This window comes from Loktanella sp. SALINAS62 (assembly GCF_018263905.1).
GTDB lineage: Bacteria > Pseudomonadota > Alphaproteobacteria > Rhodobacterales > Rhodobacteraceae > Loktanella.
Genome location: NZ_JAAFZU010000028.1, coordinates 77,342 through 101,021, shown reverse-complemented (window position 1 = coordinate 101,021; position 23,680 = coordinate 77,342). Strand labels below are relative to the sequence as shown.

Annotated in this window: 29 protein-coding genes and 1 tRNA gene; 7 read left to right on the top strand and 23 right to left on the bottom strand. The window is 60.4% G+C overall.

The annotated features are described in order from the left end of the window. Positions 1-49 precede the first annotated feature (49 nt). A complete protein-coding gene (locus GZH79_RS10665; RefSeq protein WP_211643767.1) occupies positions 50-1,684 on the top strand; it encodes a BCCT family transporter in 1,635 nt (544 codons plus the stop codon). On the opposite strand, the gene GZH79_RS10660 is transcribed toward GZH79_RS10665, so the two are convergent. The 4 genes from GZH79_RS10660 to GZH79_RS10645 form a co-directional block, all read right to left on the bottom strand. Beyond that, entirely contained in the window at positions 1,681-3,153 is a 1,473-nt protein-coding gene (locus GZH79_RS10660) for a carboxypeptidase M32 (protein ID WP_211643766.1), read from the bottom strand. The two genes, GZH79_RS10665 and GZH79_RS10660, sit on opposite strands and share 4 nt — an antisense overlap. Further along, positions 3,150-4,295 carry a heme A synthase gene (gene ctaA / locus GZH79_RS10655; protein WP_211643765.1) on the bottom strand — a complete coding sequence of 382 codons (1,146 nt, stop codon included), beginning with the start codon at positions 4,293-4,295 and terminating at the stop codon, positions 3,150-3,152. Before ctaA ends, GZH79_RS10660 begins: the two co-directional genes overlap by 4 nt. Before the next feature lie 83 nt (positions 4,296-4,378). Then, positions 4,379-4,813 (bottom strand): universal stress protein, encoded by a 435-nt coding sequence (locus tag GZH79_RS10650; RefSeq protein WP_211643764.1) that lies wholly within the window; start codon positions 4,811-4,813, stop codon positions 4,379-4,381. Positions 4,814-4,903: 90 nt separating this feature from the next. After that, entirely contained in the window at positions 4,904-5,629 is a 726-nt protein-coding gene (locus tag GZH79_RS10645; RefSeq protein ID WP_211643763.1) for an RNA methyltransferase, read from the bottom strand. Between the two features lie 174 nt (positions 5,630-5,803). On the opposite strand from GZH79_RS10645, the gene GZH79_RS10640 reads away from it, so the two are divergent. Next, on the top strand, positions 5,804-6,427 hold the full coding sequence (locus GZH79_RS10640) for a thiamine phosphate synthase (protein ID WP_211643762.1): 624 nt from the start codon (positions 5,804-5,806) through the stop codon (positions 6,425-6,427). Here the strand turns inward: GZH79_RS10640 and GZH79_RS10635 are convergent. The 3 genes from GZH79_RS10635 to GZH79_RS10625 all read right to left on the bottom strand — a co-directional run bounded on the left by GZH79_RS10635 (position 6,420) and on the right by GZH79_RS10625 (position 8,289). Continuing rightward, a complete protein-coding gene (locus GZH79_RS10635) occupies positions 6,420-7,220 on the bottom strand; it encodes a lysophospholipid acyltransferase family protein (RefSeq protein WP_211643761.1) in 801 nt (266 codons plus the stop codon). The genes GZH79_RS10640 and GZH79_RS10635 overlap by 8 nt on opposite strands. Next, a complete protein-coding gene (locus GZH79_RS10630; RefSeq protein WP_211643760.1) occupies positions 7,204-7,974 on the bottom strand; it encodes a GNAT family N-acyltransferase in 771 nt (256 codons plus the stop codon). Before GZH79_RS10630 ends, GZH79_RS10635 begins: the two co-directional genes overlap by 17 nt. 132 nt (positions 7,975-8,106) lie before the next feature. Further along, positions 8,107-8,289 carry a DUF3553 domain-containing protein gene (locus GZH79_RS10625; protein ID WP_211643759.1) on the bottom strand — a complete coding sequence of 61 codons (183 nt, stop codon included), beginning with the start codon at positions 8,287-8,289 and terminating at the stop codon, positions 8,107-8,109. Positions 8,290-8,321: 32 nt separating this feature from the next. Here GZH79_RS10625 and GZH79_RS10620 point away from each other — a divergent pair, with 32 nt between their 5' ends. Continuing rightward, positions 8,322-8,927 (top strand): histidine phosphotransferase family protein, encoded by a 606-nt coding sequence (locus GZH79_RS10620; protein ID WP_211643758.1) that lies wholly within the window; start codon positions 8,322-8,324, stop codon positions 8,925-8,927. 2 nt (positions 8,928-8,929) lie between these two features. Here GZH79_RS10620 and GZH79_RS10615 read toward each other — a convergent pair whose 3' ends face one another. The 8 genes from GZH79_RS10615 to GZH79_RS10580 form a co-directional block, all read right to left on the bottom strand. Further along, complete coding sequence (locus GZH79_RS10615; RefSeq protein ID WP_211643757.1) at positions 8,930-10,123, bottom strand: glutamate-5-semialdehyde dehydrogenase; 1,194 nt, start codon at positions 10,121-10,123, stop codon at positions 8,930-8,932. Next, positions 10,120-11,244 carry a glutamate 5-kinase gene (gene proB / locus GZH79_RS10610; RefSeq protein ID WP_211643756.1) on the bottom strand — a complete coding sequence of 375 codons (1,125 nt, stop codon included), beginning with the start codon at positions 11,242-11,244 and terminating at the stop codon, positions 10,120-10,122. The genes GZH79_RS10615 and proB overlap by 4 nt, the downstream gene beginning before the upstream one ends. Continuing rightward, complete coding sequence (obgE, locus tag GZH79_RS10605) at positions 11,232-12,278, bottom strand: GTPase ObgE (protein ID WP_211643755.1); 1,047 nt, start codon at positions 12,276-12,278, stop codon at positions 11,232-11,234. The genes proB and obgE overlap by 13 nt, the downstream gene beginning before the upstream one ends. Before the next feature lie 37 nt (positions 12,279-12,315). Further along, entirely contained in the window at positions 12,316-12,813 is a 498-nt protein-coding gene (locus GZH79_RS10600) for a GNAT family N-acetyltransferase (protein WP_211643754.1), read from the bottom strand. Beyond that, positions 12,806-13,324, bottom strand: coding sequence for a GNAT family N-acetyltransferase (locus GZH79_RS10595; protein WP_211643753.1), 519 nt, complete (start codon positions 13,322-13,324; stop codon positions 12,806-12,808). Before GZH79_RS10595 ends, GZH79_RS10600 begins: the two co-directional genes overlap by 8 nt. Next, the gene (locus tag GZH79_RS10590) at positions 13,294-13,851 is read right to left on the bottom strand and encodes a GNAT family N-acetyltransferase (RefSeq protein ID WP_249219110.1); all 558 of its coding nucleotides are present in this window, start codon (positions 13,849-13,851) and stop codon (positions 13,294-13,296) included. Before GZH79_RS10590 ends, GZH79_RS10595 begins: the two co-directional genes overlap by 31 nt. A 99-nt stretch (positions 13,852-13,950) precedes the next feature. Beyond that, positions 13,951-14,220, bottom strand: coding sequence for a 50S ribosomal protein L27 (rpmA, locus tag GZH79_RS10585; RefSeq protein ID WP_211643752.1), 270 nt, complete (start codon positions 14,218-14,220; stop codon positions 13,951-13,953). A gap of 12 nt (positions 14,221-14,232) precedes the next feature. Continuing rightward, on the bottom strand, positions 14,233-14,949 hold the full coding sequence (locus GZH79_RS10580; RefSeq protein ID WP_211643751.1) for a 50S ribosomal protein L21: 717 nt from the start codon (positions 14,947-14,949) through the stop codon (positions 14,233-14,235). A gap of 183 nt (positions 14,950-15,132) precedes the next feature. Here GZH79_RS10580 and GZH79_RS10575 point away from each other — a divergent pair, with 183 nt between their 5' ends. Then, a complete protein-coding gene (locus GZH79_RS10575) occupies positions 15,133-15,462 on the top strand; it encodes a hypothetical protein (RefSeq protein ID WP_211643750.1) in 330 nt (109 codons plus the stop codon). Here the strand turns inward: GZH79_RS10575 and GZH79_RS10570 are convergent, their stop codons facing one another. Then, positions 15,463-16,287 (bottom strand): DUF2059 domain-containing protein, encoded by an 825-nt coding sequence (locus tag GZH79_RS10570; RefSeq protein WP_211643749.1) that lies wholly within the window; start codon positions 16,285-16,287, stop codon positions 15,463-15,465. A 131-nt stretch (positions 16,288-16,418) separates the two neighbouring features. Between GZH79_RS10570 and GZH79_RS10565 the strand changes: the two genes are divergently transcribed. Both GZH79_RS10565 and GZH79_RS10560 read left to right on the top strand, forming a co-directional pair. Then, positions 16,419-16,508: transfer RNA gene (locus GZH79_RS10565), tRNA-Ser, on the top strand. 145 nt (positions 16,509-16,653) lie between these two features. Further along, positions 16,654-16,875, top strand: coding sequence for an Arm DNA-binding domain-containing protein (locus GZH79_RS10560; RefSeq protein WP_249219109.1), 222 nt, complete (start codon positions 16,654-16,656; stop codon positions 16,873-16,875). Between the two features lie 25 nt (positions 16,876-16,900). On the opposite strand, the gene GZH79_RS10555 is transcribed toward GZH79_RS10560, so the two are convergent. The 4 genes from GZH79_RS10555 to GZH79_RS19025 all read right to left on the bottom strand — a co-directional run bounded on the left by GZH79_RS10555 (position 16,901) and on the right by GZH79_RS19025 (position 19,567). Continuing rightward, entirely contained in the window at positions 16,901-17,122 is a 222-nt protein-coding gene (locus GZH79_RS10555) for a hypothetical protein (protein WP_249219108.1), read from the bottom strand. A 2-nt stretch (positions 17,123-17,124) separates the two neighbouring features. Then, a complete protein-coding gene (locus GZH79_RS10550; RefSeq protein WP_211643747.1) occupies positions 17,125-18,756 on the bottom strand; it encodes an IS66 family transposase in 1,632 nt (543 codons plus the stop codon). A 60-nt stretch (positions 18,757-18,816) separates the two neighbouring features. Beyond that, positions 18,817-19,167: an IS66 family insertion sequence element accessory protein TnpB gene (tnpB, locus tag GZH79_RS10545; protein WP_211643746.1), complete on the bottom strand. Its 351-nt coding sequence runs from the start codon at positions 19,165-19,167 to the stop codon at positions 18,817-18,819. A gap of 160 nt (positions 19,168-19,327) precedes the next feature. Next, on the bottom strand, positions 19,328-19,567 hold the full coding sequence (locus tag GZH79_RS19025) for a transposase (protein WP_249219107.1): 240 nt from the start codon (positions 19,565-19,567) through the stop codon (positions 19,328-19,330). A gap of 95 nt (positions 19,568-19,662) precedes the next feature. Here GZH79_RS19025 and GZH79_RS10535 point away from each other — a divergent pair, with 95 nt between their 5' ends. Further along, complete coding sequence (locus tag GZH79_RS10535; RefSeq protein ID WP_249219106.1) at positions 19,663-19,887, top strand: hypothetical protein; 225 nt, start codon at positions 19,663-19,665, stop codon at positions 19,885-19,887. A 431-nt stretch (positions 19,888-20,318) separates the two neighbouring features. On the opposite strand, the gene GZH79_RS10530 is transcribed toward GZH79_RS10535, so the two are convergent. The 3 genes from GZH79_RS10530 to GZH79_RS10520 are packed head-to-tail and all read right to left on the bottom strand — an operon-like array spanning position 20,319 to position 23,619. Further along, positions 20,319-21,272, bottom strand: coding sequence for an ABC transporter permease (locus GZH79_RS10530; RefSeq protein ID WP_211643745.1), 954 nt, complete (start codon positions 21,270-21,272; stop codon positions 20,319-20,321). Next, positions 21,269-22,768 carry a sugar ABC transporter ATP-binding protein gene (locus tag GZH79_RS19330; RefSeq protein ID WP_349291188.1) on the bottom strand — a complete coding sequence of 500 codons (1,500 nt, stop codon included), beginning with the start codon at positions 22,766-22,768 and terminating at the stop codon, positions 21,269-21,271. Before GZH79_RS19330 ends, GZH79_RS10530 begins: the two co-directional genes overlap by 4 nt. A gap of 8 nt (positions 22,769-22,776) precedes the next feature. Beyond that, complete coding sequence (locus tag GZH79_RS10520) at positions 22,777-23,619, bottom strand: substrate-binding domain-containing protein (RefSeq protein WP_349291187.1); 843 nt, start codon at positions 23,617-23,619, stop codon at positions 22,777-22,779. Positions 23,620-23,680: the final 61 nt, after the last annotated feature.

The following is a 23,680-nucleotide window of genomic DNA, read 5'->3' as shown; positions in this document are numbered from 1 at the left end:
GCAAGTCCGGCCCTAAGTGGCTGTCAATCGAGACATAAAGGACGACACAATGCACGCGCTTGCAAAACGCCTTGGGCTTCGCACCGATCCGGTTATCTTTTTCATAGCGGCTGGACTGATGGTGTTCTTCGTGGCGGCATTGGCCATCGCGCCCGGCCCTATTGGCGCTGCGTTTGCCGTGGCGCGCGACTGGATCGTGCGGAATCTGGGCTGGTTCTTTATTCTGGGCGTCAACCTGTGGCTTGGCTTTTTGCTGTTCGCGGCTTTTTCAGCCTATGGTCATATCCGCCTGGGCGAACCGGACTCGCGGCCCGAATATACCAACCTAAGCTGGTTCACGATGCTGTTTGCGGGCGGCATCGGCACGGTTTTGATGTTCTGGGGCGTGGCGGAACCGATTTCGCACTTTTCCAACCCCCCCCTGCCGGGTGTCGCGCCCTATTCACCCGATGCCGCACGCGATGCCATCGCCATATCCAACTATCATCTGGCGCTGCACACCTGGACGATTTTTGCGCTGCCCGGTCTGGCGTTCGCCTATTTCATCTATCGCTACCACCTGCCGGTGCGGGTCAGTTCGGTGTTTTGGCCGCTGCTGGGCGACCGTATCCATGGTCCCATCGGCAAGACCATCGACATCTTCGCCATACTTGGCACCGTTTTCGGTGTTGCGGTATCGCTGGGGCTGGGCACCAGCCAGATCGCGGCAGGCCTGCAAGAGCTGTTCGGCTGGACCGACGCCCTCCCCCTGCGACTTGGCATCCTGTTTGTGCTGACTTGTGTGGCGGTGCTTTCGATCGTGGCCGGGCTGGATAACGGGGTGAAACTGCTGTCGAACATCAACATCGGGCTTGCCGTCGGCCTGATGCTGTTCGTGCTGGCGACGGGATCGACCCTGTTTCTGCTGCGCGGGATCGTTGAAACCTTTGGTATCTATCTGTCGAACCTGCCGCGTCTCGCGTTCTGGAACGACATGATGGCCAGCTACCGCCCGGATACCGAAGATTGGGGCTGGCAAGGATCGTGGACCGTCTTTTACTGGGCGTGGACGGTGACGTGGTCGCCGTTCATCGGGCTGTTCGTCGCGCGCATATCCAAGGGGCGCACGATCCGCGAATTCGTATTGGGCGTGCTGTTTGCGCCGTCGCTGTTCACGGTGGTCTGGTTCGCCATTTTCGGCTGGGCCGCAATGGGTATCGACGGGATCGGGGATGCCGCGCGTGCGGAACTGGGCGATCAGGCCGGACGCATTTCCGACGCCGTGGCGCAAAGCGTGCCGCTGGCCATGTTCGCATTCTTTGAAAGCTTTCCGTTCACAACGCTCGTTCAGGGGCTGGCAGTAGTGATTGTGGCGATCTTTTTTGCCACCTCATCGGATTCGGCGTCACTGGTCGTCGATATGCTGTGTTCCGGCCAGACAGAGGCGGGGCCGGTGCGGCAACGCGCCTTTTGGGGCATATCCGAAGGGGCGGTAGCCGCATCCCTGATGATCCTTGCGGGGGATCAGGCGCTGAACGCGTTGCAACAGGTCATCACCGTGATCGGCCTGCCGATTTTCGTAATGGTCTGCATGATGGTCGTGTCGATGATCGTGGCGTTCAGCCGCGAGACCATCGATCAGGTCGAAATCCACGACCCAAAGCGACCTGACCCCAAGACACAAGATCCCGGCAATACGGTTTAGATCCCGTAGATGTCCCCGAACTTGCGGTCCAGATAGGCCAGCAGCGGCGCCTCGTCAGGCACAGCGCCGGTCGCCCGCGTGATCAGGTCGATGGGTTCGAACAATCCACCGTGCTGCTGGACATGCTGCCGCAGCCAGCCGGTCGCCGCAGAAGGATCGCCCCGCGCCAGATCATCGTCCAGTGCAGGCAGGTCGCGGCGCAACGCGTCGTGCAGACATCCCGCATAAACGTTGCCCAGCGAATAGGTCGGAAAGTAGCCGAACAGACCTTCGGACCAGTGCACATCCTGCAACACCCCGTTCGACGGCCGATCGACGGCAAATCCGAAATCGGCTGCAAAGCGGTCGTTCCACGCGGCTTCCAGATCGTTGACGCCCAGATCGCCGGATACCAGCGCGCGTTCCAGATCGAACCGCAGCAGCACGTGCAGATTGTATTGCACCTCGTCCGCCTCTGTCCGGATGAACCCGGACCGCACGCTGTTCACGCAGGCGAAAAAGTCGCGTTCGTTCGCGATGCCGATATCGCCAAAAATGTCGCGCATCTGACCATATAGCCAGCCTGTGAACGGCTCTGACCGGCCAAGCTGATTTTCGTAGATCCGGCTTTGGCTTTCGTGCACGCCAATCGACACGCCCCCGCCCACAGGGGTCAGCAGATAGGCGCGGTCGATGCCCTGTTCGTAACAGGCATGACCGACCTCGTGCACGGTGGAATAGAAACAGTTGAACGGATCGTCCGCCGCCGTGCGCGTGGTGATCCGCACATCAAGGCCTGAACCGGACGAAAACGGATGCACGGCCTTGTCGATGCGGCCCTGTGATAAATCGTAACCGAATGCCAGCGCCAGTGTCCGGCTTAGCGCCAGTTGACCAGCCTCTGGGAAATTGCCCTGTAACGCAGGCGGCGCCGGACGGTCCAGAATGGCCGCGCGCAGGGCAGACAGCCGGGGTCGCAACGCGCCGAACATCGCGGATAACTGCGCGCCGGTGGCCCCCGGTTCGTAATCGTTCAACAGTGCATCATAGGGGTCGGCATCCCCCGCGATGCAGGCCGCTTCTTCGCGGCGCAGGTCCAGCACGCGCGACAGCGCTGGCAGAAATGCAGCGACATCTTCGTCCGCGCGTGCGCGCGCCCAGATGCGATGTGCACGCGATGTTTCACGCGCCAGTGCGGTGGCCAGTTGTGCTGGCACTTTGGCCGTCCGGTCGAAACTGCGCTGGATCAGCCGTAGCTGGGCATCGCCCACGGCGTCCGGCGCTGTTGCGGTTTGCAACCATTCACCGATGCGCGGGTCAATGCGCCGGGCGTGCAGCACGGCCGCCATCGCCCCGTGTTCCTCGGCGCGCTGTTCGGTGGCTCCGTCGGGCATCATGGTTTCCTGATCCCAGCCCAGCCTGCCAGCCACCTGTGACAGCGCCTCTGTCTCGCGCTGGTGGTCCATCAGATCATCAAAGGGGGTGGTCATGCGCGCGCGCCTCTGACGGATTGGGTAAATGGATATTGCGCCACGAACCGCGCCCGCAGGACCAGCGCCCACAGGACCACGGCCCCGAACTGATGGGTGATCGCGATATAGGGTTCCGCCATGGTCATGACGGTCCAGATCCCGATCAGCATCTGCACCACCAGCATCCCCATCACAAAGACATACGCGCGGCGGGTGCGCAGATTGGCGCTTTGACGGCTGCGCCACCAGACGAACAAGCCATAGGCAAACAGGATATAGCCGCTGACGCGGTGAATGAACTGCACGGTGCCGTTGTTTTCAAACAGGTTGCGCCAGACCGGCGTCAGCCCCCACATATCGGGCGGGAAAAAACCCCCTGCCATCAACGGCCAGTCCGGATAGGCGCGGCCCGCGTCGATGCCTGCGACAAGCGCGCCCAGAATGATCTGAACGAACGTCAGCGCAACCAGCACGGTGGTCAGCGTCACCAGCCGCGCATCGCCCGCGCGCCGTGCTGTCAGCAGATCCGCACTGCGACGGCCAATCCTGAGGATAAACCACGTGATGAAACCAAAAATGACGAACGCCAGCCCCAGATGCGTGGCCAACCGGTAGGACGCGACATCCACCCGATTGTCGGTCAGGCCGCTGGCGACCATCCACCAACCGATTGCCCCCTGCAAACCGCCAAGTGCGCCGATGAACAACAGACGCCCCGTCCAGCCCTTTGGAATTTTTCGCATGACCAGAAACCCGAAAAATCCGATGGCCCAGACCAGACCGATCACGCGGCCCAACTGTCGGTGGCCCCATTCCCACCAATAGATCTGCTTGAATTCGGCCATGCTCATGCCGACGTTCTGCAACTGGTATTCGGGGATTTGGCGGTACGCATCAAATTCGGCCTGCCAGTCCGCCGCATTCAACGGAGGAATGGCACCGGATAATGGCGCCCAGACGGTGATGGCCAGACCGGAATCGGTCAGCCGGGTCAGCCCGCCAACCGCGATCATCACCACCAGCAGCGCAAACAACAGCATCAGCCAGAGGCGGATTGCACCGCGTGCGCCCTGGCCTTTGGAATCGATGCCACCGGGCGTCGCTGTCTGCTTTTGCGTGGTCCCGACGTCTTCGAAAATGCTGCGCGTTTTGGTCGGCATGTGGGGTCTCCTGTCGCTTGCGCGCAACCTATGCCCGGCATCGGTGCGCCGCAAGCGTCAGGGTGTCACGGGCCGACCGATCCCTATTTGACAGTCAACACCGCACAAGGGGCCAGATGCCCGATCTTCAGCGACGTCGATCCCATCATCAGGCTACCGAACCCGCCACGCCCGCGCCGTCCGACCACGATCAGGTCCGCCTTCATTTCGTCGGCAAGCGCGATCGTATCTTCTGCCGCACTGCCGGGGCTGATCCGCGTGGTGGTGGGTGTGATGCCGCATTCCTTGGATTTGGCGACAGCCGCTTCCATTGTGTCGGCGCCGGTTTCCTGCACCATCTCGGGCGTAGGATAGGACACGAACGCCCCTGCACCCACCGCCATGGCGTCGGGCGGAATTTGCGGTGCGTGCAGCAGATGCAGCTTGCTGTTGTATGTCTTGGCCAGTTTGCAGGCCGTTTCGATGGCATGCATAGCATGGGTCGACCGGTCGACCGCGACAACGATATTTTCAAACATGATCAGAATCCTTGTGCCTGTTGCGATAACCCAAGGGTGCCACTACTGGCAGGGTTCCGCGTTGACACAGATCAACGGGGTGCGTTTTTTTCAGTCACGCCCACGGATCAACTGCCGCAGCATGCCGTGCAACATCCGCACGTCATGGGCCGTCAGCGGCATCCTGCTCCACATGTTGCGCAGGTTCAGCTTCATGCTTTCGGCCTTGTGGTCGGGGTAAAAGAACCCCGCTTCGTCCAGCCGGTCTTCGTAATGGCGGGCCAGTGCTGCAATGTCCTGACCTGTGGCCTGCGACGGCTGCACAAAGGCGTCGCGCAACGGATCACCCTTTGCAAGTTGCCATTCATAGGCCGTCAGCAACACGCATTGCGCCAGATTAAGCGACGCGAACTGCGGGTTCACCGGGACAGATATGATCGCGTTCGCCTGCGCGATATCACTGTTTTCCAGCCCGGCACGTTCGGGGCCGAACATCACGGCAACACGTTCGCCGCGCGACAACCGGGCATGGGCGTCGGCCATCGCTTCGTGCGGGGTCAGCACCGGTTTGGTCAGCTCGCGCGGGCGGGCGGTCGTGGCATAGGTATAGTGGCAATCGTCCAACGCGGCCTCTGTCGTGTCAAAGACACGCGCCGCATCCAGCAGGCGGCCCGCACCCGACGCCATCGCATTGGCAGCCGGGTTGGGCCAGCCGTCGCGCGGCGCGGTCAGACGCATCCGATCCAGTCCGAAATTCCACATCGCACGGGCGGCAGCACCTATGTTTTCACCCATTTGCGGGCGGATCAGCACAAAGGCGGGTTGCAGGTCGGTCATGGCGGTCTTTCATCAGTGTCGCGCCGATGTAGAATAAGCGGACCGCCGGAACAAGACGACGGACGCCGCGACACCCGATGTCCTGCGACAGCCGCCCCGAAAGTACGGTGGCACCATGGACAGACCCCTGCGATTGGCCCTAAGTGTGGCCGATATCCGCAAGGGACGCTGAACATGGACGACGCCGACGACATTCCGCAGATCTATCTGATCTCACCGACTGATTTCGATCTGACGATCTTTCCCGACCAGCTTGCTGCCTGTCTGGATGCGGTGCCGGTCGCCTGTCTGCGCATGGCGCTTGCTACACGGGACGAAGACCGTCTGGGCCGTGCCGCCGATGCGTTGCGCGGTGTGACCGAGCAACGCGATGTGGCATTGGTCATTGAACGGCATACCGGGCTGGTCACACGCCATGGGCTGGACGGCGTGCATCTGCTGGACGGCTCGCGCGGGGTCGCCGCCGCGCGCAAAGCGTTGGGCGAAGACGCCATCGTCGGCACCTATTGCGCCCAATCCCGCCACGACGGCATGACCGCCGGAGAGGTCAATGCCGATTACGTCAGTTTTGGCCCCGTCGGACAAACCGCGCTGGACGACGGCGCACAGGCCAATCTGGAATTGTTCGACTGGTGGAGCCAGATGATCGAAGTCCCGGTCGTGGCCGAAGGCGCGCTGGACGCGGACCTGATCCAGCAGATCGCTCCGCATACCGATTTTTTCGGCATCGGTGACGAAATCTGGTCCAGCGATGATCCCGCCGCAGCACTGCAATCCTTACGCGCTGCGTTCAGCTGACGAAACCGTCGCGCACTGTCGTTTCGATCGTGCGTGCCAGCGTTTTGCGGTCTGAACCGGGGCCAGCCTGCACGGGCGGATGATAGTTAACCACCACGCGGCCCTGCCGCTGCAGGGCCAGTGTTGCGAGCAGATGCGGCGCAAAATCCATATCGCCCCACCAACCATAGGTGCGCGGGTCTGTGCCTGCCGGGGGGTAAAATTGCACGGTGACCGGTTGCAACAGCGCCGCCGACCCGATGAACGGCGCAAACAGCGTCGGTTTGAACGGCAGCACGCGTCGCCCGTCGCTGGACGTGCCTTCGGGAAAGAATACAAGCGTTTGATCGTGCTGCAACCGCTGCCCGATGGCGTCGACGTGATGGCGCGCCTGGCCCCGGTTCCGCGCGATGAACAACGTGCCTGTCGCACGGGCCAACCAACCGATACCGGGCCAATCGGCGACCTCTGACTTGGCAATGAAGGTCACGCAGCTACCGGCGTTCAGGGCAAAGATATCAAGCCAGCTTGCATGATTTGCCACGATGGCCCCCGCACCCGTCAATGGCGTACCGTGCTGTTCACGGCGCAAGCCCATCAGGGCAAGCGCCATGATGCAAACGATCCGCGTGATATGCGGTGTCCATGGGCGGTTTTGTTTGAACAGCGGTTTTTCGATCACCCGAACGACCAACAGCAAGGCCAGACCGCCAAAGACGACAATCACCATCGGCACAGCACGTCGGATCACGCGCAAGCGGTCAGACCATGTCAGGCCGCGGATCGGCGGCGCGGGCTCAGCCGACCAGGTCATGACACTGCCCGAATTGCCGCGCAAGATCGGGACGCATGCGCGCCACATCCAGAATCATACAGACGTCCGTAGTACCGAAATCGGCATCGACACAGGCACCCTGCCCCACAACACCACCCAGACGCAGATACGCCTTGATCAGCGCGGGAATGGCCCGCAGCGTGGCCTTGCGGTCGGCGCCCGCGTCCGGCGTCACGTCGACGGCACCCGGACCCCGGGCTTGCGTCCGCAGGTCGGGCGGTGCCAGATGTTGTGCCATCAACAGCCCCAATGGTGCGCGCAATGCGGCACTGTCGGTCCCGGCAAAGGATGCCGCACCGAACAACACCTCTGCTCCGGTGCGGCGCAGATGGCTGGCCAATCCTGACCACAGCATATGCATCGCCTGCCCGCCCCTGTAATCAGCACGCACACAGGATCGGCCGACCTCGATCACCGGGCGGCCACTGTTCAGCAGTGGTGCCAGATCAAATTCGGCCGCCGCCGAAAACCCGCCAGCGGCCTGTGCCTGCGCGCGGTCCATCAAACGGTAAACCCCGGCAAGCTGGCGCTGGCCATGTGCATCATGTTCCAGCATCAGATGACTGGCAAAGATGTCAAAGACATCCGATTCCCGCCCCGTTGCATGGTCGACAGAGGGGCCGCCAGCCCCCATTTCCTTGACGAAAACGTCGTAACGCAAGCTTTGCACTGACCGCAGATCGCTGTCGCTGCGGGCAAATCGCGCTGTAAAACCAGGGGCAATGGCAAGCATCCGGTCGGGTCAATCCTAGAATTCAAGTCAGGCGCAAAGCTATACGCGAGGCTTAATCAGTTTGAAACCAATTGCCCGCAACGTGTGGGTGGCAGGTTTGACGCATTGGTACACCCTGCTATGAAAGATTGATTATTCAAACACGGGGATCAGCATGACCTGTCGCGCGTCGATGACAACCTTGCCTTCCTCGCGGAAATTCACCGTGACCTTGCCGCCAATATTGGATTGCACCTGTCCCGTTCCCCAATGCGGGGCGTCCGGATTTTGGACCAGCATTCCCGGTTCAAGCATATCGTTCATGTCATGGGGCATGTTCGGCGGTCCTGTCTGGGGGGGAATGCGCCGTGGCTGATAATCTTGCAGCGCTGGTTGCATCCCGCATTTGCCATGACCTTATCAGTCCAATCGGCGCAATCGGCAATGGGGTCGAATTGCTGGCGATGTCCGGCGGCAGTGGATCGCAGGAAATGAAACTGATCACCGGATCGGTCGGCAGTGCCAGCGCACGCATCCGCTTTTTCCGGATCGCATATGGATCGGCACGGCCAGATCAGTGGCTGGTCAACGCCGATATCGTATCCGTGCTGGCAGACTTGGCTGATGGCGGGCGCATCACGTACGATTGGACAATCACGGGCGAAATCACGCGGCCGCTGGCGCAGATCGCCCTGCTGGCGGCGCAATGCATGGAATCGGCCCTGCCAACGGGTGGTGCCGTCGCGTTCCATCAGGTCGGTGACATTTTGCAGATCACCGCCCGATCGGATCGGATTGCCGCCGATCCCATCATCTGGGGGGCATTGATGGCCGACGCCCCGCCGCCGGATTGCACGGCATCGCAGGTCCAGTTTGCGCTACTGGTGCGCGCATTGAAAGATGCGCATTGCAACCTGTCCTGCCAGATCGAACCGACGCTGATTGCCATCCGTGTGACGGCTGAATCGGTCTGACGTCAGTCGCGGATCGTGCCGTTGCCGGTCACAAGGTATTTGAAACTGGTCAGCTGGGTCGCGCCGACAGGACCGCGCGCATGCAGTTTGCCCGTCGCGATACCGATCTCTGCCCCCATCCCGAATTCGCCGCCGTCGGCAAACTGGGTCGATGCGTTGCGCATCAGGATCGCGCTATCCAATCCGCGAAAGAACGCATCTGCCGTTGCGTCGTCTTCGGTCAGGATCGCGTCTGTATGGCCCGACCCGTAGCGGCGGATATGATCCATCGCACCCTGCACGCCGTCCACGATGCGCGCGGCGATTACCATGTCCAGAAATTCCTTGCCAAAATCATCGGGCTGCGCCGCTACGGTTCCGGCAAGGGCCGCATCGCCATCGGCACGCACCTCTACCCCGGCATCCAGCAATGCCTGGATCAGATCGGGACCATGTGCGTCCCAATACGTCCGATCAATCAGCACACATTCCGCAGATCCACAGATACCTGTGCGCCGCGTTTTCGCGTTCAGCAGCACGTTGCGCGCCTTGACCGGATCAGCCGCGCCATCCACGTAGACATGGCAGATACCTTCAAGGTGGGCGAACACGGGAACGCGCGCATCCTTTTGCACCAAGCCCACCAACCCCTTGCCGCCGCGCGGCACGATCACATCGATGTGGTCGACAGCCTGCAACATCGCTGAAACAGCCGCACGGTCCCGCGTTGGCACAAGCTGGATGGCAGTATCCGGCAGCCCGGCTCCGCGCAATATGACCGCATTGCCGGATTTCAGGCACAGCGCGCCAGCATCCGCCGTCACATTGGGTCGCGATTCATAAATCACGCCGATGACACCGATCGGGGTCCGAACCCGGCGGATATGCAGGCCAGTCGGCTGGTCCCATTCTTCGATCACCTGACCGACAGGATCGGCCTGCCCGGCTACGGCACGCAGGCCCGTAACGATGCTGTCTATGCGGTCTTCGTCCAGCATCAGCCGGTCCAGCATCGCGTCCGACAGCCCCTTGCCCCGGCCGAAATCCATATCCTTGGCGTTCGCGGCCATGATATTCGCGCGCCGTGACCAGACTGCATCTGCGGCTGCGTTCAACGCGGTTTGCTTTGCTGCGCTGCTGGCCATGGAGAGCGTTTGCGCCGCAGCACGGGCCGCTGTGCCGATACGGGTCATCATGGCGGCTGCGTCGTCGGTCATGTCGTTCCCCTGTCGGATAGCACCATATCATCGCGGTGGATCAAGGCGGGCCTGCCCTTGTAGCCAAGCAGTTCAGCGATATCCCCGCTGCGGTGCCCCGCAATCGTCCGCGCCTCTGTCGATGGGTAGCCGGCAAGGCCGATCCCCAGATGCGCACCTGCTGCATTCGCGATCTGCACCGGATCGCCGCGTTCGAAATCGCCCAATACCGCCGTGACGCCCGCCGGTAACAGGCTTTTGCCTTGGGTCAGTGCCTGCACTGCCCCCGCATCCACGCCCAGAACCCCGCGCGGTTTCATCGCCGCGATCCAGCTTTTGCGCGCGGCCTGCGGTGTAATCTGCGCTGTGAACCACGTGCAGCGCGCGCCTTCTTCCAGCTTAGCCAATGGGTTCAGCCGCGACCCTAATGTGATTGCAAGCGCGCAGCCTGCTTCTGTCGCAACACGCGCGGCCATCACTTTGGTCTTCATCCCGCCTTTGGACAGGCCAGAGACAGCATCGCCCGCCATCGCAAGGATTTCCGCAGTCAATGTATCGACGGTCGGGATATGGCGTGCATCCGGATCGGTATTCGGATTAGCCGTATAGAGCCCGTCAACATCCGAAAGCAGCACAAGTTGATCGGCACCCACGGTCACGGCAACCTGTGCGGCCAGACGGTCATTGTCGCCATAACGGATTTCATCGGTCGCGATCGTATCGTTTTCATTCACAATGGGTACAACACCCAGCGACAACATCGTCGCCATCGTCGCGCGGGAATTCAGATATCGCCGCCGATCACTGCTGTCGTCGAGCGTCACAAGCACCTGCCCGGTCGTGATCCCAAGCGGCCCCAAGGCGTCCTGATAGGCCCGTGCCAGCTGGATCTGCCCGACTGCCGCCGCCGCCTGGCTTTGCTCCAGCGGCAAATCACCCTTTGGCAGCCCCAAGACCCCCCGCCCAAGTGCGATGGACCCCGACGACACAAGGATCACATCGGTGCCGCGCGCGCGCAGCCGGGCCACATCCTGTGCGAGTGAAGTCAGCCAGTCGGACCGCAGCGCGCCAGTGTCACGATCCACCAACAGGGCAGACCCGATCTTGACCACCAGCCGCTTGGCATCGGTCAGGGTTGCCACTGCGCGTCCTCTTCGGGGGCGGCTTCTTCGATTTTATGGCGCAGACGGCCATCGTCAATCTGGGTCCGTAGCGCGCGCAGCACGTCCACGACGCCTTCGCCCGTGACGGCGGACATCAGCATGACGGGTGTGCCAAGTGCTGCTTCGACCTCGTCTTTTAAAAAAGCGCGCTCTTCGGCGTCCAGCGCGTCGATCTTGTTGATGACCGTCACACGCGGCTTGTCCGCCAGTTCCGTGGCATAGGACTGGATTTCATGGATGATCGTCTTGCCATCCTGCATCGGGTCGCCGCTGGTGCCGTCGATCAGGTGCAACAACACGTTGCACCGTTCGACGTGGCCCAGAAACAGATCGCCCAGTCCGCGCCCTTCGGATGCACCCTCGATCAGGCCGGGAATGTCGGCGACCACAAATTCCACACCGTCGACGCCCACCACACCAAGGTTCGGAACCAGCGTGGTGAACGGATAATCGGCAATTTTCGGACGCGCGTTCGATGTCGCGGCAAGGAACGTCGATTTACCGGCGTTCGGCATCCCCAAAAGCCCCGCGTCCGCGATCAGTTTCAGCCGCAACCACAGCGTCCGTTCGACACCTTCCTGTCCCGGATTGGCGCGACGTGGTGCCTGATGGGTCGCCGATTTGAAATGCAGGTTGCCCCAGCCGCCATTGCCGCCGCTGGCCAGAACGACGCGCTGGCCGACCTCCGTCATGTCGGCGATCACGGTTTCCTGATCTTCGTCCAGAATTTCGGTGCCGACGGGCACGCGCAACACGACATCCTCGCCGGATTTACCGGTTTTCTGACTGCCCATGCCGTGCTGGCCGGATTTGGCGAACCAGTGCTGCTGATACCGAAAGTCGATCAGCGTGTTCAGCCCGTCCACGGCCACGGCAATGACAGACCCGCCGTTGCCGCCATCGCCGCCGTCGGGGCCGCCGTATTCGATGAACTTTTCACGCCGGAACGACACGCAGCCCGCACCGCCACCGCCGGACCGGATATAGATCTTGGAGAGATCGAGAAATTTCATGTCAACAGCGCCTTTTCGGGTTTCGCCTGCACGTAATCTATTGTGCGTCGCCTCTCAAGGTGTGCCAGCGTGCGCGGGTCAAGCGAAAACAATATGTCAGACACGGATAACGCACAGCACCGCGCATCAACACCGTCTGCCAATGCACAAACCCCAGTTTCGTCAGCACACGGTAGGACGCGGGGTTATCATACCAGACCGTGGCGTTCAGCGCGTCCCAATCATACTGGTCAAAGGCGTGGTCCACGGCCATTTGCCCGTAACGGGTCGCCAGCCCCCTGCCCGCGGCATCCGGATGCAGCATATATCCCAGCTCTGCCCGCGTGACAGCCATGCTGCCGACGATGCGGTCGTCCAGCGGGATCGCCCAGACAAAGCCCTTATCAGCAAAAGGTTTACACCTGCTGCGGGTAAAGTCGCGGTCCGCAGGCCAGGGCCAGGCGCCCATCTGCCGCACGCTGGGCCAATGGCTGGCAATGGCGTGAATGTCGTCGACATCCTGCGGTGCGATCGAACGCGGCAGACCGTCAGCCATGAAAATCATCCTGCGCCAGCCGCATCCGCTGCACGGCGACATCCATGCCAGTCGCGACCTGACGTTCAGTATCCAGCACGGTGTCAGCAAATCCAAGCCGCACCAGCACCGCGCGGGACGCCGCGTTCGCGGGATAATGTCCCGATTCCAGATCGGCGTCCGATGTGCAAAAATAATCCGCGACGACCGCGCGGGCGGCTTCGGTCATGAACCCTTTGCCATGATGGTCCGAGGCCAGCCAATACCCCAGATCCGGTTTGATCGATACGGCACCGATCAATCCATCGCCTGCGTCGATGGCCCAATGACCGGGCTGATCCGCGTGACCGATCCACCATGCCGCATCACTGGCTGTATAGGGAAATGGCACCACCGACAGCCAGCGCGTCACATCCCAATCATTCAGTGCCGCGACGATGGCACCAGCGTCAGACGGCACAACAGGCCGCAAAGTCAGACGGTCCGTCTGGATATGCCGCGCTAAAGCCCGGTTTTCAGCATATAGGTCCATGTCGGCACCACAGCGTTACGGGCAAGGCTAAACGCCTCTGCATCGCCCAGATAGTCGAAACCACAATTTGTCAAAACGCGGGCCGAACCGGGGTTGTCCTGAAAGCTTTCGGCAAAATACTGCCGTGCGGCATGGGGATTTGCCGTCAGCAGTGTGCGCAGCGCTTCGGTGGCGAAACCAACGTTCCAGAATCCGGGGGCCACCCAGAAAAACACTTCGGACTGGGCGCGGTCCATGCGCACCAGACTGACAAGGCCCAGCACCTCTGCATGGCCAGCATTCGATCCGTCCATCGCCCAGATATCTTCGGTCCGATCAGCCTGTGACGCACGCGCGATCATGGCCTCGATCACGCCAGCGGGCAGCGGATGAGGAATGGATCGTGCGCCGCGTGCCAATACCGGGTCGGACGCATACATGCTGATCAGACCAGTATCTGACGTCCGCAAGGGGCGCAGGATGAACCGTCCGGCGTGATAGGACGACTGCCCGACTGGCTGCATCGATGTCACGGGGCCAAACTGCATCACATCTCCTCCCAAAGATGCGGCCCGAAGCGCGGGCCTGAAACGAAAAAGGGGACCGACGGTGCGCCGGTCCCCTTAAATGTGTTGCGGGTCAGGCGCTTACTCTGCGGCCTCGGCCATCGGCAGGACGGAAATAAAGGTGCGACCCTTCAGACCCTTGTGGAACTGCACGTTGCCTTCGACGGTTGCAAAGATCGTGTGATCCTTGCCCATGCCGACGCCGTTGCCCGGCCACATCTTTGTGCCGCGCTGGCGCATGATGATGTTGCCCGGAATGACGACTTCGCCACCGAATTTCTTGACGCCAAGACGACGACCTGCTGAGTCGCGTCCGTTACGGGATGAACCGCCTGCTTTTTTGTGTGCCATGTGTCGGTCTCCTTACTTCGAAAGTTCTTTAGCTTGCTCGATCCAGCCTTCACGCTCGATCCGGCCCTTGAAGCTCAGCTTTTCACCGAACTCCTCGACTTCTGCGTCAGTCCAAGCGGCGATCTGTGCAAAGGTTGTGATACCTTCAGCATGCAGTTTCTTTTCCAGTGCAGGGCCAACGCCCGACAGCAGTTTCAGATCGTCTGCGCCTGACGTTACCGATGCCTCCTTGGCGGATTTCGCCTTGGGCGCTTCTTTCTCGGTGGCAGACGGCTTTGCCTTGGGGGCGGCTTTCGCGGTGTCGCTGTCGTTCCCGCGGGTCGCGGCATAGGCAGCGGCGGCACCTGCAGCAGCAGCCACACCGGCCACGGCGAATGCGATACCACGGCCCGAAACGGCGGCACGAATGCCGGATTTATCAGCGCCGGATTCCAGAATGTCGCCAATCCGAACCAGCGTCAGTTGCTGACGATGACCCTTGCGACGCTGCGAACCGTGCTTACGGCGACGCTTGACGAAGTTGATCGTTTTGGGGCCTTTGATCTGGTCGATCACGGTCGCCTTGACGCCTGCGCCTTCGACCAGCGGTGCGCCGACAGTGTCGCCGACCATCAGGATATCGTTGAACTGGATTTCGTCGCCAGCTTCGGCGTTCAGCTTTTCGACACGCAGCACATCGCCCGACTGGACGCGATACTGTTTGCCACCGGTTTTCATAACCGCAAACATAGGGTCTTCCTTTTGTCTTTCGCGTCGGTAGGGTTCCCCGCAGGGCATTCGCGGCCAGTGCCACCCGTCAACAGCGCGCCCGTGGGCGAATTCATGTCATTACCGCAACAAGGGACTTGTCCGGATGGCGGCTTATCTGACCAACTGCGATACAAGTCAACCCCTGCGAAACAAGGAAAACCCATGCGCCTGACCCTGTCCTGCCTGATCATTCTGGGCGCCTGTGCGCCCGCCGGTGTCGCCCTGCAAAACCCGTTTACCGGGGTGTTGTCAAAGCCATCCCTGTCCGATCAACAGCGCGGGGCCGTCGAACTGGCGGTCAAATCCGAACTGCCCGCCATCATGAACGATGTATCGGCGGGCGGCGGCCCTGCCCTGACCCGTGCATTTGATGCCGCTGGCGTGCCGGTCGCAGACCGTCCGGCCCGGATCATCCAGTTGCGATCCGATAGCGGGCTATATGCCGCAAGCCCCGGTGCGCTCGCCAGTGCGCTGCTGATCTGGGGCGGCTGACTACAGGTCTGCCCCCTGCATTTGCGCTGCTGCCGCCAGTGCAAGCTGGCGCGAGGCGTCGATATAATAGCTGTCGAACGCATCATACATCGCCGCATTCAACGCCTGACCGGACGCTGATTGTGCGAAATGGATGTATTGATCCAACTGTGCATCTGACAGCGGCCGATAGGCCAGAAACAAATAAGCATGGATTCGCGCCATCACATCGTCGCGGATGTCATCCTGACGGCTGTAGACATCATTCAGGATGTCCTGTTCCGTAACCGACGCGGAAACGGCACCGCCATCCAGCAATCCAACATAAAACGCGACGCTGGCGTTCATGTTCGATGCGACCTCTGCTTCGATGATGCCGTTATCCTTGATGTAGCTTTTCATCATTTCGATGCGCGGACCGCCTGCGACCACGGCTTCTGTTGCAGCCTGCATCGCGGCTTCTTCGATCGACGGATCCAGCATCGCCTTTCGCGCAGACATTTCCAGCGCAACCAACTGCTGGCCGAGCTCGCTTTGGTAGAACCCGGCAATTTGTGCAATTTCGGCTTTATCCAGACCATCACCGATACGCGCACGCAGCGTTTCGGCCATCGTTCCCGCATCGAAAATCGCGTCGACCGCGGCGGCCCACGCGACACTGGGCGGCCCGGTAAACATCTCTTCTGCGATGTCGGTCCCGTAGTCCAAGCCTTCATCACGTAACAGATCGACCATCTCGTCCATGCGCATGGCGTCGAACATGGAATCAATCGTGTCAGCGGCGGCCGTCGTTGCCACGAAACCGATGATAACGGCGGTTAGCTGTCTGCGTAGGGCACGAAGCATCGGCGGCATCCTTTTGCGTGTGCAATCGACAGTGACCGCAAGCCCGCACGCAAGCAACCCCAGCCGGCGAATCTTGGGGCTTGCGGACCGGGCGCAGGCCGATTAAACGCCGCACCGTTGACCCTTGGTGCGGAGAGGTGCCGGAGTGGTCGAACGGGGCGGTCTCGAAAACCGTTGAGCCTTCACGGGTTCCCAGGGTTCGAATCCCTGTCTCTCCGCCAACCTACCATTATGATCGCAGTGACTTGGTCGCCTCTGGCGGCCTTTTTTTATTGTTTTCTTGGGTTTAAGGCATTCCGTAATCACACTGAATTTCGTTCGATTTTACTGATATTCGTTCCTTGCGTGGTATAAATAGTGTTATGAATGGTGGCACTGTCCGGCAAGCTGACAAGAAAATTGATCGAGAACCTTGGCGCTGGTCGGCACGGGGATGGCAACGGCCTTTACCTGGTCGTCGACCCTTCGGGTGCGCGGCGCTGGATCGTGCGCGTCACGGTGAAAGGGCAAAAAAACAAAATGGGTGCGCCGCTGCGAACCGACTTCGGTTTGGGCGGTGCGGACGTCGTCACGTTGAATCAGGCGTAAGCATCCGGCGTAGGCCACAGCGAGGTCAACGCGCGCCGTCACGATCCATTTCGATGAGCTCTTGCAGGTTTTCGATGCCAAACGGAGTGAAGGCGATGACGCTGTCGTCGCAGGGGCCGTAGACCCAGATCACGCCATCTTCGGTTTCCATATCGATGGCCAGATCGAAGATCCTGTCGACGGTTTCGCCCAGTTCGGCTGCAACGCGGTCAATGGTCTTGACGGAATGCACCTTGTTGAGTTGCATGATCATGCTGCCTTGGCGAGGGACTGAGTTTTCCAATGCCAGGGCAGAAGTTCATGGATGCGCGAGACGGGTATATCGGGCAGCCGGGCGAGAACATCGGCCAGCCAGGCCTGTGGGTCGATGTCGTTCATTTTGGCCGTGACGATCAGTGTATACATGGCAGCCGCTCGCTCACCGCCGCGCTCGGAACCTGCGAAGAGCCACGACTTTCTGCCCAGGGCCTCGCCGCGCAGGGCGCGTTCGGCCGCATTATTCGTCAGGCAGATACGCCCGTCCTCGAGGAATGCCGTGAACGCCTGCCAACGGCCGTCTTTCTCGAACATGTAGTTGATCGCCTTGGCCACCTTGTTGTGCTTGGACAGTTTTGCGCGCTCTTCCTGCAGCCAGTCATGGAGGCTGTTGACCAAAGGCCGAGACAGGTCCTGACGGATGGCAAGGCGGGCATCGGCATCCAGCCCACCCAACTCGCGCTCGATGTCGAAGATGGCATCGATCCGTTTCACCGCCTCCAAGGCGACCGGTGAGATCTGATGGGCGGGTTTGCCCTTGCGGACGTTGCCCGCGATGTCGGCCAGCTCGAAGAACTTCCGGCGCGCATGCGCCCAGCACAGCGCACTGGTCACGGGCCCCGCATCACGGTCGGTGCGATAGAGATCGTTGTATCCACCATAGGCGTCCACTTGCAGCACGCCTTGCCATCTGGCCAGGTGCTGATTGGGATTGGTTGCCGCGCGATCGCGAGAGAAGCGGAAGAACGCGGCCGGAGGCGCTCCGCCATTCCAGGGCCGGTCATCACGCACATAAGTCCAAAGCCGAGCCTTCTTCGCGCCACCACGCGCCAGAAGCGGCACAGTCGTGTCATCACCATGCAGGCGGTGACCGGCACGCACGTGGGCCTCGATAAGGGCATGGATAGGCTGCAACGCGACGGTTGCGTGACCAACCAGGTCTGCCAGGGTCGACAGGCTCAACGCGACGCCTTCACGGGCGAAGCGTTCGGCCTGCCGGTTCAGTGGCTGGTGCTGGCCATACTTTTCGAAAACGAGCATGGCGGTCAGGCTGGGCCCGGCCCAACCACGCGGGATCGCATGGAACGGGGCTGGCGGCTGGCTGATCTTCTCGCAGGCCCGGCACGTGAACTTCTCGCGCACGGTCTGGATCACCTTCCACTGACGGGGGATCACCTCCAGCGTGTCGGTGACATCTTCGCCCGTCTTCACGATCCGGTCCGAGCCGCAGTAGGTGCAAGCGGCTGGTGCCTCGACAACAACCCGCTCGCGCGGCAGGTGATCCGGGAACGGCTTGCGCACTGGGTGGCGGCGCGCGAAGGCGCGCACCGTGCCGGCCTTTGCAGCCGCCTGCTCTGCGGCCAAGGCATCCTCGGTGGCCGCCGCTTCCAGTTCCTCAAGCTGCAGTTCCAGTTGATTGATCAGCCGCGCGCGTCGTTCTGACGAGATACCGTATTTGTCGCGGCGCAGTTTGGCGATCTCGAGCTTGAGCTCTTGGATCATCGCGTCCGAGCAGGAGACAACGGCGCGGGTCTGTGCCAGCTCGCTTTCCGCAGCATCTGCACGGGCCTCGGCGGCGGCCAAGGCAGCGCGTAATTCGGCGAGTTCAGAGACGGCATCAGACATAGCCAATATTTATCAGCCGGGGCCGCAGAACAGCAATAAAAACAGGGTGCTCAGCGCGATTTACCCAGCCTTCGCAGGGCGTTGCGTCCAGCGTGGGTTGCGCCAGTCAATGCCCTCCAGAAGATAGCCCAACTGCGCCGCCGAGATCTGCACCGCGTCGCCCGTCCGGCTCACCGGCCAGATGAACTTGCCTGCTTCCAAGCGCTTCAGGTAAAGCGACATGCCCACACCATCATGCCACAGGATCTTGACCAGATCGCCCTTACGGCCGCGGAAGCAGAAGATCTCACCCGCATGGGGGTCGCGGCCGAGCCCTTCCTGCACCTGTAGCGCCAGCGTGTTCATGCCCCGCCGCATATCGGTGACGCCGCCCGCAATCCAAACCTTCACGCCTGCCGGAAACGCGATCATTGTCCGTCCACCACGGTCAAGATCCGCGCAAGTGCTTCGGGCTCCACGCCAACAGACACAATGAGCCGGCGCCCATTTGGCAGGGCTATCTCGACCTGACAGTCCGGAGGCGGACAGGGATCAACCGAATTGGTCTGCGGCGCTGGCGCGTTCGTCACGGTTACCGGCGCGAACGATACCGGCGACAAGACCCAAGTTCACCGTTGCGATACTGTCGCCGCCAAGTTGTCAGTAGTGACCGGCAAATGCCGTGCCGCCGCGCCGTGGCTGCCGCCTGGCGGTGGCCAATGAAGCTTTCCTTCACAATGTGCAGTTTGTCATCATCCGACCAATACCGACGGCGTTCACCGTCAGCCGCGGAAAGAACTTCGATTTGAGGGCGGTTGAAAAAGTCGGACATAAGGTCGGACTTACCATCGGATCGATCCCAAGATCAGACGGCCGCCCCCGCAGGCTTACAATCAGGCGCGCGACCGGGCACTGGAATATCGCCGGATGGCGCAGCAAGGTCTGAACCCCCGCTTTAATGCAAGACGCGGGATACCGACGTTCGAGGAAGTGGCGCAGCAAGTTCATCTGGCACACATGCCGACCTGGAAAAGCGCCAAGCATGGTCAGCAATGGATCAATACATTGCGCGACTATGCATTCCCCAAGATTGGCCGGATGCCGATCGAAAGTATCAACCAGCCTGAAGTATCGATGTCAACGGCAGAGTAAAAGTGAGCCAAAGGGCTCCTGTTCCCGATGGATGAAAGTTCAGTGGCAGGTCACATCTCCTCTTGGTTCTTTGTTTGGATTGCATCTTTGGCCGGGAACTTCAAACGACCGCTTTTACGATGTGACCTGCCCCCCGTTCGTCCCTCGTTCATAGCGAGAGTCCTTGGGTTTGATATTCGTCGGTTTCGGGTTGTGGCAAGCGCGCCGGGCGCGGTGCCATCAAGTAGCTCAGGCGCTCGGCGCGCGTCGGACTTATCCGATGGGGTGGACGCCCCCCGGCAGCATCCAAGAGCATTGTCCCGATAGACCAAAGACCGACCGTGCATTAACATTGAATCTGGACCACTCGATGGGGGCACTCCACCGCTCCCTGAGAGCCTAACCTAATCCGAACAAATGTTTGCACAGCCTTCGCGTACAACGGGCCTCATCTAAACCCGTCTGGTTTGTTTCGAAAACGATGCCGTCGCAACCGCACTGATCACGATCAGTCCGACAAGGATTTCGCGAATATAGCTGTCGACACGCAGTTGTGTCAGACCGTTATCAAGCACACCTAGCATCAGAACGCCGATTAGCGTGTACATCACCCTTGGTTCTCCATAGCGGCTCATGGTCATACCAAGAAACACAGCCGCGATTGCATCAAGCATCAAACCCGACCCCTGCGTGGGGTTGGCCGATGCAACACGTGCGGCGTACATCAGGCCCGCGCCTGCGGCACCAAGCCCAGTCAGAGCGAAGGCGACTAATCGCAGCCGCTTTACTCGGATACCTGCAAGGTATGCCGCCTCACGATTGCCGCCAATTGCGTAAAGCCTGCGTCCAAAATTTGTTTGCTCCAGAACAAACCAGCAGACGGCGATGACTGCCAAAGCGGCCAGGGTCAGAAACGGAACTTTGACATTGTTGATATCGATCCCGGCACGGGCAAAGCCGGAGAAACCGGCTGGTATATCGCGCCCAAAGATCGTCTTTCCATCACTGATTAGGAAGGCGGTGCCGCTGAATACGGTTAACGTGCCTAGCGTTGCTACAAATGGCAAAATCCCGAGGACGGAAACGAGAAACCCGTTAAACAAACCGCCTATCAATCCAACCCCCAATGCTGCCAGCAAGCCAAACCATACTGGAAACCCCATCGAAAAGAGGACCGCGGCGACGATCCCGGAAAGACTCGCCATTGAGCCGACGGATAGATCGAAGTCGTTCATAACCATTACGATGGTCATCGTTGCTGCCACCACGGCCAGCATCGAAAGTTGTTGCGTTATGTTGATCAGGTTTTGTGTCGTCAGAAACGTACCTGGCAGTTGAACTGTCAAAAAGACCAGGATGGCGGCAAAACCCAAAAGAGTTCCGGATTGTCGGAGTGTATGGGTCATGCGGCCTTAGGTGCGTAAAAGTAAGAAAGAAGGTCAGAACTTGATAGACCGTCGCAGTCAAGCATATGCGCCTGCCGTCCGTCCTGAAGGACGAGGATGCGGTCGCACATACCCAAAAGCTCTGGCAAGTCCGATGACGTCATGAGAACAGCGCAGCCTTTGGAGCTAGCCTCACGTACGGTGCAATAGATGTCGTATTTCGCGCCCACATCGACGCCGCGTGTTGGCTCATCCAGCAGCACCAGATCAGGTAGACCGTGCAGCGCGCGGGCAAACAGTACCTTTTGCTGGTTGCCACCGGAAAGTTGCGCGACGGGTTGGTCAAGATGTTCGCATTTAAGTCGCATCTGACGACCGAGTGTCTCTGCCATCTGCCGTTCTCGACGAACGCTGGCTTGCACGCCCGTCAGATGGGGCAAAGCGATGTTGGAGCGGATCGACATATTCAGCATCAATCCTTCCGAGCGACGCTCTTTGGGAAGATAAGCCACGCCACGCTTCCATGCATGTTCTGGTGAACGCGGCAGTGCGCCACCTTGCAGTTGCGCATGGCCACTTGTGATCGGATTCAGACCCATGAAGGTCTCTAGTAGTATGCTTTGTCCTGCGTTGGCCAAGCCGGCAATGCCGATGACTTCACCAGCGCGTAACTCGAAGGTTATATCTGATAAAGGCCCAGCTGAAACGCCAGCCATGCCAACAATCAAATTTGGTCGAGGTGCCGCGGCCGCCGTCGGATAGGCGTCAGCCACGTCGCGCCCGGTCATATCGCGGATGATCTGCGCCTTGTTTGTTTCGGACGTCGGGCCAGACGAAACCAGTTGCCCATCGCGCAACACCGTCACTGAGTCGCAGATGCGCAAGACCTCATCGATACGGTGAGAGACATACAGCACCGCGGCCCCCGTGGCCGCCAAACGGCCGATTACATCAAACAGTAGTTCTGACTCCGCGCTGGTAAGGGCGGCTGTGGGTTCATCCAGCACATAAAGGACTGCGCGTTCATCAGTGACAGGATCGAAAACAAAGGCGGCGGCGATCTTCATTAACATGCGGTCGCCGGTGTTTAGGTCACCCGCAGGCGCCCCTACATTGATATGATCCGCGCCAAGAAAGGCTAAAGCGTCTTGCGCACGCGCATTCACCTTGCGCCAGTCTACCGCCAAGCCAAAGCGGCGCGGAAAAGTCCGGCCCAACAACATGTTCTCTGCTACAGAAACCTGCGGTACGATATTCAGTTCTTGATGGATAAAACGAAAGCCCACCCGCTGTGCTGCTTGAGCAGAGGTTAACGTGATTTCAATACCGTCAACCTTCGCAGTTAGTGCGTCAGCATGCACGACACCTGCCAATACCTTGATCAGCGTACTTTTGCCCGCCCCGTTTTCGCCCATAAGCGCATGGACCTGTCCGCCCCTGAGGGACAGGTCCACACCGTCGAGGGCTTTGGCAGACCCATAGGATTTGCAGATGTTGCGAAATTCAAGATGGTTCACCGCGCAAATTACTCGGCCGCGTTGGCGGAGGTCACGAGCTTGGTGGGCACATAAATCACACTTCCGCGCAGCTCTTCACCGGCCAAAAGACGAGCAACAACATCTGCTGCAGTGGAACCGATCCCTGCAAAGTCCTGCGCAATAGAGGCCTCAAAATTACCCCCCGCAGCAATCGCATCACGTGCCTGTGGGTTCGCGTCAATCCCCGTGATAACAATGCCTTCATCCGCGCGACCTGCATCTTCAATGGCCTGCAATGCACCCAATGCTGGCTGGTCCCATGCGGCCCAGACAGCGGCGATGCTGCCGGTTTCAGGGTTCGCGGCAAGGATGGCTTCCATCTTTGCACGGCTATCGGCGATACCGCCATCAGATACGTCTGGTGTGATACGGTCCAGCACATCGATGTCTGGAAAGTTGTCAAAGACTGCATCTGCAATCACACCCCGGATTTGAACGGGGGGGAAAGCTTCAAAGACGAACATCACCACATTGCCTTCACCGCCAATGCGGTTGGCCACATAGACGGAGGTTTCCGCCGCCATCGCGTAGCCGTTTGATGTCACGTTTGCCGCGATCAGTGGGTCGGAGCCTGCATCCATCCCCACAACCGGAATGCCGGCATCGCGTGCAGCCAGAAGCCCAACATTTACCTGAGCAGGATCAACATTGATAACGATGGCATCGACGTTCTGTGTGACGGAATCCTCGAGTCGGCTGATGACGGCAGCGACATCGCCAGCTGTGTCGATCACGTTCACGTCCCAGCCTTTTTGGGCCGCAGCCGCTTCGAACCCTTCGACGTAAGCTTGCGTACCGGGCTGTGAAAGGTAAGGCGTGATCACCGCCACGGTTTCAGCCCAGGCGCCGGCCGCCAAAATTGCAAGCGCGGCGGCAGTCGATAACAGTTTT